Annotated in this window: 13 protein-coding genes; 11 read left to right on the plus strand and 2 right to left on the minus strand. The window is 54.1% G+C overall.

From position 1 onward, the window contains the following. Positions 1-27 precede the first annotated feature (27 nt). From OGX93_RS11395 to OGX93_RS11410, 4 genes are all read left to right on the plus strand, one after another. A complete protein-coding gene (locus OGX93_RS11395; RefSeq protein WP_012134643.1) occupies positions 28-396 on the plus strand; it encodes a diacylglycerol kinase in 369 nt (122 codons plus the stop codon). Between the two features lie 123 nt (positions 397-519). After that, the gene (gene lexA, locus OGX93_RS11400; RefSeq protein ID WP_012134642.1) at positions 520-1,128 is read left to right on the plus strand and encodes a transcriptional repressor LexA; all 609 of its coding nucleotides are present in this window, start codon (positions 520-522) and stop codon (positions 1,126-1,128) included. A gap of 242 nt (positions 1,129-1,370) precedes the next feature. Next, on the plus strand, positions 1,371-2,690 hold the full coding sequence (gene dinF, locus OGX93_RS11405; protein WP_071257668.1) for an MATE family efflux transporter DinF: 1,320 nt from the start codon (positions 1,371-1,373) through the stop codon (positions 2,688-2,690). A gap of 137 nt (positions 2,691-2,827) precedes the next feature. Next, positions 2,828-3,037, plus strand: coding sequence for a CsbD family protein (locus OGX93_RS11410; RefSeq protein ID WP_024130835.1), 210 nt, complete (start codon positions 2,828-2,830; stop codon positions 3,035-3,037). Positions 3,038-3,130: 93 nt separating this feature from the next. Here OGX93_RS11410 and zur read toward each other — a convergent pair whose 3' ends face one another. Further along, positions 3,131-3,646, minus strand: a complete 516-nt coding sequence (gene zur, locus OGX93_RS11415) for a zinc uptake transcriptional repressor Zur (protein WP_012134638.1) — start codon at positions 3,644-3,646, stop codon at positions 3,131-3,133. A gap of 155 nt (positions 3,647-3,801) precedes the next feature. On the opposite strand from zur, the gene dusA reads away from it, so the two are divergent. Then, complete coding sequence (gene dusA, locus OGX93_RS11420) at positions 3,802-4,797, plus strand: tRNA dihydrouridine(20/20a) synthase DusA (RefSeq protein WP_286449943.1); 996 nt, start codon at positions 3,802-3,804, stop codon at positions 4,795-4,797. A gap of 163 nt (positions 4,798-4,960) precedes the next feature. After that, positions 4,961-5,203, plus strand: a complete 243-nt coding sequence (gene pspG, locus OGX93_RS11425) for an envelope stress response protein PspG (protein WP_286449942.1) — start codon at positions 4,961-4,963, stop codon at positions 5,201-5,203. Positions 5,204-5,379: 176 nt separating this feature from the next. Here pspG and OGX93_RS11430 read toward each other — a convergent pair whose 3' ends face one another. Next, positions 5,380-6,363 carry a quinone oxidoreductase gene (locus OGX93_RS11430; RefSeq protein ID WP_012134630.1) on the minus strand — a complete coding sequence of 328 codons (984 nt, stop codon included), beginning with the start codon at positions 6,361-6,363 and terminating at the stop codon, positions 5,380-5,382. Between the two features lie 81 nt (positions 6,364-6,444). Here OGX93_RS11430 and dnaB point away from each other — a divergent pair, with 81 nt between their 5' ends. The 5 genes from dnaB (at position 6,445) to OGX93_RS11455 (ending at position 12,053) form a co-directional block, all read left to right on the plus strand. Beyond that, the gene (dnaB, locus tag OGX93_RS11435) at positions 6,445-7,860 is read left to right on the plus strand and encodes a replicative DNA helicase (RefSeq protein WP_012134629.1); all 1,416 of its coding nucleotides are present in this window, start codon (positions 6,445-6,447) and stop codon (positions 7,858-7,860) included. Between the two features lie 144 nt (positions 7,861-8,004). Further along, positions 8,005-9,084 carry an alanine racemase gene (gene alr / locus OGX93_RS11440; RefSeq protein WP_049011986.1) on the plus strand — a complete coding sequence of 360 codons (1,080 nt, stop codon included), beginning with the start codon at positions 8,005-8,007 and terminating at the stop codon, positions 9,082-9,084. Between the two features lie 148 nt (positions 9,085-9,232). Next, a complete protein-coding gene (tyrB, locus tag OGX93_RS11445) occupies positions 9,233-10,426 on the plus strand; it encodes an aromatic amino acid transaminase (RefSeq protein WP_286449941.1) in 1,194 nt (397 codons plus the stop codon). Positions 10,427-10,733: 307 nt separating this feature from the next. Next, positions 10,734-11,447 (plus strand): acid phosphatase AphA, encoded by a 714-nt coding sequence (gene aphA / locus OGX93_RS11450; RefSeq protein ID WP_012134616.1) that lies wholly within the window; start codon positions 10,734-10,736, stop codon positions 11,445-11,447. Positions 11,448-11,696: 249 nt separating this feature from the next. Further along, on the plus strand, positions 11,697-12,053 hold the full coding sequence (locus tag OGX93_RS11455; protein ID WP_012134615.1) for an MmcQ/YjbR family DNA-binding protein: 357 nt from the start codon (positions 11,697-11,699) through the stop codon (positions 12,051-12,053). Positions 12,054-12,136 lie beyond the last annotated feature (83 nt).

Here is a 12,136-nt window from a genome sequence, read left to right on the forward strand (position 1 = left end):
CGCTAATAATGCAAAAAGGTTCTTTTAATGGCCAATAATACCACTGGATTCACCCGAATCATTAAAGCCGCAGGCTATTCCTGGAAAGGTTTTCGCGCCGCATGGGTCAACGAAGCGGCGTTTCGCCAGGAAAGCATCGCCGTGCTGGCAGGTGTGCTGATTGCCTGCTGGCTGGATGTGGATGCCATTACTCGCGTATTGCTGATTGGTTCCGTGATGCTGGTGATGATTGTTGAAATCCTTAACAGCGCCATTGAAGCTGTTGTTGACCGTATTGGCTCTGAATACCATGAACTCTCCGGCCGCGCGAAGGACATGGGGTCTGCGGCGGTGCTGCTGTCTATTTTCGTCGCGCTGATGACCTGGGGTCTCCTGCTATGGTCACATTTCCGCTAAGGTTTTTTCGATAAAGATTCCATAACGGTATAAAACTCCTGTTTTCTGCGCAGTTTATGGTTCCAAAATCACCTTTAGCTGTATATACTCACAGCATAACTGTATATACACCCAGGGGGCGGAATGAAAGCGTTAACGGCCAGGCAGCAAGAGGTGTTTGATCTCATTCGGGATCACATCAGCCAGACAGGTATGCCACCAACGCGTGCGGAGATCGCGCAGCGTTTGGGGTTCCGTTCCCCAAACGCCGCTGAAGAACACCTGAAAGCGCTGGCGCGTAAAGGGGTGATTGAAATTGTTTCCGGCGCATCGCGCGGTATTCGCCTGCTTCTGGACGAAGAAGAAGGGTTGCCGTTGGTCGGTCGTGTTGCCGCCGGTGAACCGCTGCTGGCGCAGCAGCATATCGAAGGCCATTATCAGGTCGATCCCTCGCTGTTTAAACCCAATGCTGATTTTCTGCTGCGCGTTAGCGGCATGTCGATGAAAGATATCGGAATTATGGACGGCGATCTGCTGGCGGTGCATAAAACTCAGGATGTCCGTAACGGCCAGGTGGTTGTGGCGCGTATTGACGATGAAGTCACGGTAAAACGCCTGAAAAAACAGGGCAATAAAGTTGAACTCTTGCCAGAAAATAGCGAATTTAAACCGATTGTGGTTGACCTGCGTGAGCAGAGCTTCACCATCGAAGGACTGGCGGTAGGCGTTATCCGTAACGGTGAATGGCTGTAATCAGGCGCTGGCACAATGCCTGATGGCGCTGCGCTTATCAGGCCTACAAATATCCCCGTAGGCCGGATAAAGCGTTTACGCCTCCATCCGGCAAATGTGCCCATAGTACCGTAGGCCGGATAAGGCGTTTACGCCGCCATCCGGCAAATGTACTAGTAGTACCGTAGGCCGGATAAGGCATTTATGCCGCCATCCGGCGATTAATCGATTGGTTTATTTGACTTTTTCTCAGGCTCATCTGCATGCCTTTCTTCACATCCTCTGATAAAGCACTCTGGCGCCTCGCCTTACCCATGATTTTTTCCAACATCACTGTCCCCTTACTGGGTCTGGTGGATACGGCTGTTATTGGTCATCTCGATAGCCCCGTCTATCTGGGTGGTGTTGCCATTGGCGCAACCGCAACCAGCTTCCTTTTCATGCTGTTGCTCTTCTTACGCATGAGCACTACCGGGTTAACGGCGCAGGCCTTTGGCGCGAAAAATCCGCAAGCGCTGGCGAGAGCGTTGGTGCAACCACTCATCCTGGCGCTGAGCGCGGGGGCGCTGATTGCGCTGCTGCGCACGCCGATTATCGATCTGGCATTGCATATCGTTGGCGGTAGCGAAGCGGTGCTGGAGCAGGCAAGACGCTTTCTGGCGATCCGCTGGCTGAGCGCCCCGGCATCTCTGGCGAATCTGGTTTTGCTTGGTTGGCTGCTTGGCGTTCAGTACGCCCGTGCACCGGTTATACTGCTGATTGTCGGGAATATCCTGAACATCGTTCTCGACCTGTGGCTGGTTATGGGGCTGCACATGAACGTGCAGGGGGCTGCGCTGGCGACGGTCATCGCTGAATATGCCACGCTGTTAATTGGTCTGCTGATGGTACGCAAAGTCCTTCGTTTGCGCGGTGTCTCTTCCGGTATGTTGAAACAGGCCTGGCGTGGGAACTTCCGTCGTTTGCTGGCGCTTAATCGCGACATCATGCTGCGTTCGCTGCTGCTGCAACTCTGTTTTGGCGCAATCACGGTACTGGGCGCCCGTATGGGAAGCGATATCATTGCGGTGAATGCCGTTCTTATGACGTTGCTGACCTTTACTGCCTATGCGCTGGACGGCTTCGCCTATGCGGTAGAAGCCCATTCGGGTCAGGCTTATGGCGCGCGGGACGGCAGCCAGCTACTGGATGTATGGCGGGCGGCGTGTCGCCAGTCGGGAATTGTGGCGCTGCTGTTTGCGCTGGTTTATGTGCTGGCGGGGGAGTATATCATCGCACTGCTGACTTCGCTGCCGCAGATTCAGCTTCTGGCCGATCGCTATCTTATCTGGCAGGTGATTCTGCCGTTGGTGGGCGTCTGGTGCTATTTGCTGGACGGTATGTTTATCGGGGCGACGCGGGCGGCTGAAATGCGTAACAGCATGGCTGTCGCCGCAGCCGGGTTTGCGCTCACCCTACTGACGATACCGCTGCTGGGGAACCACGGACTGTGGCTTGCGCTAACCGTTTTTCTGGCGCTTCGTGGGCTTTCTCTGGCATTTATCTGGCGGCGACACTGGCGAAAAGGGACCTGGTTTGCCTGAGTCCGGTGGTTAAAAACTCTGAATTAAAAAACGAAGGCCGAATCACTGACTACAATTAATCTCACGTTCAGCAGAAAACGTAATGCGTTTGAGCGACGTTCTCCCGCTATTCACAACCGAACGATGAGGACTTGATGATGAATAAAGACGAAATCGGCGGCAACTGGAAACAGTTTAAAGGTAAAGTGAAAGAGCAATGGGGCAAACTGACCGATGATGATATGACAGTCATCGAAGGTAAGCGTGATCAACTGGTGGGTAAAGTCCAGGAACGCTATGGTTACGCAAAAGATGAGGCGGAAAAAGAAGTGAAAGAATGGGAAAACCGTAACGACTACCGCTGGTAATCAACTTCTCCTGCCCGTGAGTACAAGGACGTACTCCCCTCTGTTCAACATACTTGCTTTGGGCGGCGTCTGCGGATTAGCCGCCCGATTCATTTAACGTGGTTTCTTCTTCACCAGAATAGAATGGTCATGCTGGCACTCGCCGGGGTGGCGACAGGCTTCGACTTCCACACACGCCGGGCATAACCCGTGTGCTTCAATCACGTTATGGCGCAGAGCGAACCCCATTTTTGCCGCCAGCGTATGCATAATGTCTTCCACGCCTTCAGCACACTCCTCTTTTACCACACCACAACGGTCGCAGATAAACATGGCCGAGCTATGGGTCGGCTGATCGAACAGGTGACAGAGCACGTAGCTGTTGGTGGATTCGACCTTGTGAACAAAACCCTGCTCAAGCAGAAAATCGAGCGCACGATACACCGTCGGCGGTTTGGCCTGCGGCTCCGTTTCACGCAGCAGATCCAGCAGGTCATAGGCGCTGATCGCGCCTTCCTGCAGGCTCATTAGACGCAACACTTCGAGGCGCTGGGGTGTCAGCCGCACATTGCGTTGCGCACAGAGCTTTTCAGCTTGCGCTAAAAGCTCTTGCGTGGTGGTCTTTTCCATGTGGCACCTCGGATTGCGTGAAAGGTTAATCTTCTACTTTACCATGTTCTGCGTAAAACGCCGAGAAGCAGCCCTAACGATATATCGTCAGCTAATCTTTCAGTGGGCTGTGCTATAGTAGCGCCCCAAATTCACCAGATGCTTAAAATTTCGCCATGTCTACAGAATCACAGTTCGCTTTTCCTGCTCATCGTTTTTCTATCGCGCCGATGCTCGACTGGACGGACAGACATTGTCGCTACTTCCTGCGTCTGCTGTCTCGCCAGACGTTGCTCTATACCGAGATGGTAACAACCGGGGCGATCATTCATGGTAAAGGCGACTATCTGGCATACAGCGAGGAAGAACATCCGGTGGCGTTGCAGCTTGGCGGCAGCGATCCGTCGGCGCTGGCGCAATGTGCGAAACTGGCGCAGGCGCGAGGATATGACGAAATTAACCTCAACGTAGGCTGCCCGTCTGACCGTGTACAAAACGGCATGTTTGGCGCCTGTCTGATGGGAAATGCGCAACTGGTGGCGGATTGCGTGAAGGCGATGCGGGATGTAGTGTCGATCCCGGTAACGGTCAAAACCCGTATCGGTATTGACGATCAGGATAGCTACGAATTTCTCTGTGACTTCATCAATACGGTCGCCGGTAAAGGCGAATGCGAGATGTTTATTATCCACGCGCGTAAGGCCTGGCTCTCCGGGCTCAGCCCGAAGGAAAACCGCGAGATCCCGCCGCTGGATTACCCGCGCGTTTACCAGTTAAAGCGTGACTTCCCGCATCTGACCATGTCCATCAACGGTGGTATTACGTCGCTGGAAGAGGCGAAAGCGCATCTGGAGCATATGGATGGCGTGATGATCGGGCGCGAAGCCTATCAAAACCCGGGCATTCTGGCCTCCGTTGACCGTGAGATCTTTGGCGCGACCACGGCGGATACCGATCCTGTGGCTGTCGTTCGCGCCATGTATCCGTACATTGAGCGTGAACTGAGCCAGGGGACATACCTCGGGCATGTTACCCGTCATATGCTGGGGCTGTTTCAGGGGATTCCTGGCGCGCGCCAGTGGCGCCGTTATCTGAGCGAAAATGCCCATAAAGCAGGCGCCGACATTGACGTGCTGGAACATGCGCTGAAACGGGTGGCGGATAAGCGTTAAGTTCTCACTAAAAGTTAGTCAATTTCACCACGCCCTGCGCACTGCCGCGGGGCGTTTTGTTTGCAAATCAATAGATTAATTTTGGCATGTTTCTTGTAATGGTCTGAATATGTCGGCCCGCAAAGCGCTACGCCACCGGGCATTCCAATATTCAGGGGGAATCATGCTGGAACTACTTTTTGTGATGGGCTTTTTTATCATGCTGATGGCCACCGGCGTGTCATTGTTGGGAATTCTGGCCGCGCTGATGGTGGCGACCGCCGTGATGTCCCTGGGCGGGATGTTTGCGTTGGTGATCAAACTGCTGCCGTGGTTGCTGTTGGCTGTTGCCGTGGTGTGGGTCATCAAAGCGGTAAAAACGCCAAAAATCCCACAGTATCAGCGCAATAACCGTCGGTTTTACTAAGGTATTGTGCAGAGGATCACAACCTGTAACTTTCTTCTTAGAAGCAAATAGGAATTGATTATCAAATCTGTCACTATTGCGCGGCTAATGAATTCATCGAGCTGTACCCTACATACAGCCGAACTAAAAAAGAAAGGGCTTCCCATGTGGAAGCCCTAATTCTTTTCCCCGTCATACTACGGAATGAGCAGGCTCGATCCCTGCGTTGCCCGGCTTTCCAGCACCTCATGCGCGCGCTGCGCATCTTTCAACGCGTATTTCTGATTCTCCGCGACCTCGACTTTTATCACGCCGCTGGCAATCAGTGAAAACAGCTCGTTGCTGGCTTCGGTCAATTCATCGCGACTGGTGATGTAACCCTGAAGAGAAGGGCGAGTGACGTACAGCGAGCCTTTTTGGTTCAGGATGCCTAAGTTAACGCCGGTCACCGGGCCGGAAGCGTTACCAAAACTCACCATCAGCCCCCGGCGTTGCAGGCAATCCAGCGACGCTTCCCAGGTATCTTTCCCGACTGAATCGTAAACCACCCGTACTTTTTTGCCGCCGGTAATCTCTTTCACCCGTTCAGCGATATTTTCTTCACGATAGTTAATCACTTTCCATGCGCCAGCCTGTAAGGCAATTTGCGCTTTCTGCGCGCTGCCTACCGTGCCGATAAGTTTCGCGCCCAGCGCTTTAGCCCACTGGCAGGCGATAAGGCCCACGCCCCCGGCGGCGGCATGGAACAAAAACGGTTCGTCGGGTTTAACCTCATAGGTTTTGCGCAGCAGATAAAAGACCGTTAATCCTTTCAGAAAAGAGGCGGCAGCCTGCTCGAAAGAGATCGCTTTAGGGAGAATGGCGGCCTTATCGGCGGGAACATTGTGTACCGAACTGTAAGCCCCGAGCGCAGACTGGGCATAAACGACGCGGTCGCCCGCTTTAATATGTTTAACGTTGCTGCCGACTTTACTCACCACGCCCGCCGCTTCGGTGCCCAACCCGCTGGGCAGGGATGGCGGTGGATAGAGCCCGCTGCGAATGTAGGTATCAATGTAGTTGATGCCAATCGCTTTATTTTCGACCTGGATTTCGTTTTCCGCCGGGTCTACAGGGGTAAAGTCCACTGCTTTCAGGACGTCAGGGCCACCGTGCTTGTGAAATTCAATTCGTGTTGCCATGCTTCCTCCAGAACGTATCGTAAGGGTCCACTTATATGGTAAAGTTTCGACCCATTCTTTATCTCGGTAACTCCATTCACTATGGCAGGAAATAAACCCTTCAACAAACAACAGACTGATGCGCGTGACCGTGATTTGCAGGTTGACGGGCTGAAAGTGCCGCCGCACTCGATTGAAGCGGAACAGTCGGTGTTGGGCGGTTTAATGCTGGATAACGAACGCTGGGACGATGTCGCCGAACGCGTAGTGGCGGATGACTTTTATACCCGGCCGCACCGGCATATTTTTACCGAAATGCACCGTTTGCAGGAGATGGGGAAGCCCATTGACCTGATCACGCTGGCGGAGTCGCTGGAAATTCAGGGGCAACTGGACAGCGTTGGCGGTTTTGCTTACCTGGCGGAGTTATCCAAAAATACGCCAAGTGCGGCGAACATCAGCGCTTATGCGGATATTGTCCGCGAACGTGCCGTTGTTCGCGATATGATTTCCGTCGCCCATGAAATTGCCGATGCGGGTTACGATCCGCAGGGGCGCAACAGCGACGAGCTGCTGGATCTCGCGGAATCTCGCGTTTTCCAGATTGCGGAAAACCGCGCCAATAAAGACGAAGGCCCGAAAAGCATCGATCAAATCCTCGATGCGACCGTGGCGCGCATTGAAACCCTTTTCCAGCAGCCGCATGACGGTGTGACAGGGGTCGATACCGGTTATCAGGACTTAAACAAAAAAACCGCCGGTTTGCAGCGCTCGGATCTGATCATCGTAGCGGCGCGTCCGTCGATGGGTAAAACGACATTTGCGATGAACCTCTGCGAAAACGCCGCGATGTTGCAGGAGAAACCGGTACTGATCTTCAGTCTGGAGATGCCCGGCGAACAGATTATGATGCGTATGCTGGCGTCGCTGTCGCGCGTGGATCAGACGCGCATTCGTACGGGTCAACTGGATGACGAAGACTGGGCGCGTATTTCCGGTACGATGGGCATCCTGCTGGAGAAGCGCAATATGTATATTGACGATTCATCCGGCCTGACGCCGACGGAAGTTCGCTCGCGCGCCCGTCGTATCTACCGTGAACATGGCGGGTTAAGCCTGATCATGATCGACTACCTGCAACTGATGCGCGTGCCGTCGCTCTCCGATAACCGTACGCTGGAAATCGCGGAAATCTCTCGCTCGCTGAAAGCGCTGGCAAAAGAGCTACAGGTGCCGGTGGTGGCGCTGTCGCAGCTTAACCGCTCTCTGGAACAACGCGCCGATAAACGTCCGGTCAACTCGGATCTGCGTGAATCCGGCTCCATCGAGCAGGATGCCGACTTGATCATGTTTATCTATCGTGACGAGGTTTATCACGAAAACAGCGACTTAAAAGGCATCGCAGAAATTATTATTGGTAAACAACGTAACGGCCCAATCGGTACGGTACGTCTGACGTTTAACGGGCAATGGTCGCGTTTCGATAACTATGCGGGACCGCAATACGACGACGAGTAAATCTCCTTCATCATTCACGCCGCAGATGCGTTGACTGCGCCCGCTTATCCCTTCGGGAACAGCGCCGGCGCTGTTCAAAAACGCCAGAGCGTTTTTGTCCTGCAACGCGAATGATTTTGGCGATTCTTTTTATAAGGAATTCAAATGCAAGCGGCAACTGTAGTCATTAACCGCCGCGCTCTGCGACACAATCTGCAACGTCTGCGTGAACTGGCGCCTGCCAGCAAGCTGGTTGCGGTCGTGAAAGCGAACGCTTACGGACACGGTCTTCTGGAGACCGCGCGAACGCTCCCTGATGCCGACGCTTTCGGCGTCGCCCGCCTTGAAGAAGCCCTGCGCCTGCGGGCGGGTGGGATCACGCAGCCCATTCTGTTGCTGGAAGGTTTTTTTGAAGCCACCGATCTGCCAGTCATCTCTGCACAGCATCTGCATACCGCCGTGCATAACGAAGAACAGCTTGCCGCGCTGGAAGCCGCCGGGCTGGATGAACCGGTAACGGTGTGGATGAAACTGGATACGGGAATGCATCGTCTGGGCGTGCGTCCTGAAAAAGCCGAAGCGTTTTATCAACGGCTTACGCAGTGTAAAAATGTGCGCCAGCCGGTAAATATCGTCAGCCATTTCGCCCGCGCCGATGAGCCGGAATGCGGTGCGACCGAGCAGCAACTCGATATTTTTAATACCTTCTGCGAAGGTAAACCGGGGCAACGTTCCATCGCCGCTTCCGGCGGCATCCTGTTGTGGCCGCAGTCTCATTTTGACTGGGCGCGACCGGGCATCATCCTCTACGGCGTCTCGCCGCTGGAAAATCAGTCCACTGGCGAAGATTTTGGCTGTCAGCCGGTCATGTCGCTAATCTCCAGCCTCATTGCCGTTCGCGAGCATAAAGCGGGCGAACCGGTGGGTTACGGCGGCACATGGATCAGCGAGCGTGATACGTGTCTGGGCGTGGTTGCTATGGGCTATGGCGATGGTTATCCGCGTGCGGCGCCATCCGGTACGCCGGTGCTGGTTAACGGTCGGGAAGTGACGATTGTCGGTCGCGTGGCGATGGACATGATCTGCGTCGATTTAGGCCCTCAGGCGCAGGACAAAGCAGGCGATCCGGTCATTTTGTGGGGGGAAGGCCTGCCCGTTGAGCGCATTGCGGAAATAACAAAAGTGAGTGCTTACGAACTTATCACGCGCCTGACATCAAGGGTTGCGATGAAGTACATCGATTAAATGCGTGCCGGGTGGCGCATTGATCCCAGGCCGGATAAGGCGGATACCCCGCCATCCGGCGATATTCACATCAACATCCTCTCGATCTTCTCTCGCTTCCGGTTTATTGTGTTTTAACCCCCTGCCTGTAAACCTGGAGAACCACAGCGTGTTTCAAAAAGTTGACGCCTACGCTGGCGACCCGATTCTTTCGCTTATGGAGCGTTTCAAAGAGGATTCGCGTAGCGACAAAGTGAATCTCAGCATCGGTCTGTATTACAACGAAGAGGGCATCATTCCTCAGCTTAAAGCCGTTGCCGAAGCGGAAGCCCGGATTAATGCGCAGCCGCACGGCGCGTCACTGTACCTGCCAATGGAAGGTCTCAATACCTATCGCCATACCATTGCGCCGTTGCTGTTTGGCGCCGATCATCCGGTTCTTCAGCAGCAACGCGTGGCGACAATCCAGACGCTGGGCGGTTCTGGCGCGCTGAAGGTAGGGGCGGATTTCCTGAAGCGTTATTTTCCTGAATCCGCCGTGTGGGTCAGTGACCCGACCTGGGAAAACCACATCGCAATTTTTGAAGGCGCTGGTTTCGAAGTAAGTACTTACCCCTGGTATGACAACGCCACTAACGGCGTGCGTTTCAAAGACTTGCTGACGACCCTCAACACCTTGCCTGCTCGCAGCATTGTGCTGCTGCATCCGTGCTGCCATAACCCGACCGGTGCTGATTTAACCCATTCGCAGTGGGATGCGGTTATTGAGATCCTGAAAGCGCGTGAGTTGATTCCATTCCTCGACATTGCCTATCAGGGATTTGGCGCAGGTATGGAAGATGATGCCTACGCGATTCGCGCCATTGCCAGCGCCGGATTGCCCGCGCTGGTCAGTAACTCTTTCTCGAAGATCTTCTCGCTGTATGGCGAACGTGTGGGCGGGCTTTCGGTGGTCTGTGAAGACGCTGAGGCCGCAGGCCGCGTGTTGGGTCAGCTCAAAGCCACCGTGCGCCGTAACTACTCCAGCCCGCCGAATTTTGGCGCGCAGGTGGTTGCCGCCGTACTGAACGATGAGGCGCTCAAAGCCAGCTGGCTGGCGGAAGTGGAAGCAATGCGCACGCGTATCCTGGCGATGCGTCAGGAACTGGTGAATGTCCTGAACGCCGAGATACCGGGCCGTAACTTTGATTATCTGCTGCAACAGCGCGGCATGTTCAGCTATACCGGCCTGAGCGCTGCACAGGTGGACCGTCTGCGTGATGAGTTCGGCGTCTACCTGATCGCCAGCGGACGCATGTGCGTGGCGGGTCTGAATTCCGGCAATGTCCAGCGCGTGGCGAAGGCGTTTGCTGCGGTGATGTAAGTGATTGTGTTGCCGGATGGCGGCGTTGCCTTATCCGGCCTACAAAGCAGCCCGTAGACCCGGTAAGCGGCAGCGCCACCGGGCGACCTGCCGGATGGCGGCGTTGCCTTATCCGGCCTACAAAGCAACTCGTAGGCCCGGTAAGCGGTAGCGCTGCCCCCTCCATTCATATGTGATCATCCTCTTTTTCTGTAACAAAACCGCAGAAAATTCTTCCTTTCACCTGCCGCTGGGGTTATGGTCAGAGAGTTTTTTGACCAGTCAATATAATTAAAAATCATAACTAACTGACTATTTAGGGAAAAATATGCGCAAGATAACCCTGGCCTTGAGCGCCTTTTGTTTACTTTTCACGTTAAATAATTCAGCAATCGCCCTGGCGTCCTCGCCGTCGCCGCTAAATCCTGGCACCAATGTTGCGAAACTCGCCGAGCAGTCTCCCATCCATTGGGTTTCTGTCGCGCAGATCGAAAATAGCCTGGCGGGTCGTCCTCCCATTGCTGTCGGGTTTGATATTGATGACACCGTGCTGTTTTCCAGCCCTGGCTTCTGGCGCGGCAAAAAAGTCTATTCGCCAGAAAGCGAGGATTATCTGAAAAATCCGGCATTCTGGGAGAAGATGAACAACGGCTGGGATGAGTTCAGCATTCCGAAAGAGGTGGCGCGTCTGCTTATTGATATGCACGTCCGGCGTGGCGACAGCATCTTTTTTGTCACGGGGCGGAGCCAGACGAAAACCGAAACCGTCTCGAAAACGCTGGCTGATGATTTCCACATTCCCGCAGCCAATATGAATCCTGTGATTTTTGCAGGCGACAAGCCGGGCCAGAACACCAAAACGCAGTGGCTACAGGAGAAAAATATCCGCATCTTCTACGGCGACTCCGACAATGACATTACGGCAGCCCGTGACGCGGGCATTCGTGGCATCCGCATCCTGCGCGCCTCCAACTCTACCTATAAACCGTTGCCGCAGGCCGGCGCGTTTGGGGAAGAGGTGATTGTGAACTCGGAATATTAAAACCGGCGGAACCTTTTGCCCCAGGACTGATAAAACGCATTAGCGTCGCCATCAGGCAATAAGCGGCACGGGTGCCGGATGGCGGTGCAGGCACCTTATCCGGCCTACAGTGGCATCATCCGGTAAGATTCTCAATCGCTGTTTTTTTGAACAAAATTGAGCTGCTGGCTTTTACCTTTGGCGGACTTGCTGCAAACTGAGTAAGAGACGTTCTCAGTGGGGCAATATGCTTAAAAGGGGAATAAGAAGATGACCAATTCGGAGTTACTGCAATATTGCATGGCAAAAACAGGCGCGGAACAGAGCGTTCACAGTGACTGGAAAGCCACACAAATCAAGGTTGAAGATGTGCTTTTTGCCATGGTGAAAGAGGTGGAAAATCGCCCGGCGGTATCTTTGAAAACCAGCCCTGAACTGGCGGAGTTGCTGCGCCAGCAACACAGCGATGTGCGACCAAGCCGACATCTTAATAAAGCGCACTGGAGCACCGTCTACCTGGACGGTTCGCTACCTGATTCGCAAATCTATTATCTGGTGGATGCCTCTTATCAACTGGCGGTAAGTACTCTGCCGGAGGACAAGCGTAAGCTGTTGGTGCAGCCGTGAGCCGTTTTGCCGGATGCGGCGCAAGCGCCTTATCGAGCCTACAAACTATTACGCATATTCTGTAGGCCCGATAAGCGCAGCGC

The sequence above is a fragment of the Citrobacter sp. CK195 genome (assembly GCF_030333365.1).
Classification (GTDB): domain Bacteria; phylum Pseudomonadota; class Gammaproteobacteria; order Enterobacterales; family Enterobacteriaceae; genus Citrobacter_B; species Citrobacter_B koseri.

Coding starts and splice junctions, on each gene's coding strand:
- OGX93_RS11395 (WP_012134643.1), top strand. CDS start 28: ATGGCCAATAATACCACTGGATTCACCCGAATCATTAAAGCCGCAGGC.
- lexA (WP_012134642.1), top strand. CDS start 520: ATGAAAGCGTTAACGGCCAGGCAGCAAGAGGTGTTTGATCTCATTCGG.
- dinF (WP_071257668.1), top strand. CDS start 1,371: ATGCCTTTCTTCACATCCTCTGATAAAGCACTCTGGCGCCTCGCCTTA.
- OGX93_RS11410 (WP_024130835.1), top strand. CDS start 2,828: ATGAATAAAGACGAAATCGGCGGCAACTGGAAACAGTTTAAAGGTAAA.
- zur (WP_012134638.1), bottom strand. CDS start 3,646: ATGGAAAAGACCACCACGCAAGAGCTTTTAGCGCAAGCTGAAAAGCTC.
- dusA (WP_286449943.1), top strand. CDS start 3,802: ATGTCTACAGAATCACAGTTCGCTTTTCCTGCTCATCGTTTTTCTATC.
- pspG (WP_286449942.1), top strand. CDS start 4,961: ATGCTGGAACTACTTTTTGTGATGGGCTTTTTTATCATGCTGATGGCC.
- OGX93_RS11430 (WP_012134630.1), bottom strand. CDS start 6,363: ATGGCAACACGAATTGAATTTCACAAGCACGGTGGCCCTGACGTCCTG.
- dnaB (WP_012134629.1), top strand. CDS start 6,445: ATGGCAGGAAATAAACCCTTCAACAAACAACAGACTGATGCGCGTGAC.
- alr (WP_049011986.1), top strand. CDS start 8,005: ATGCAAGCGGCAACTGTAGTCATTAACCGCCGCGCTCTGCGACACAAT.
- aphA (WP_012134616.1), top strand. CDS start 10,734: ATGCGCAAGATAACCCTGGCCTTGAGCGCCTTTTGTTTACTTTTCACG.
- OGX93_RS11455 (WP_012134615.1), top strand. CDS start 11,697: ATGACCAATTCGGAGTTACTGCAATATTGCATGGCAAAAACAGGCGCG.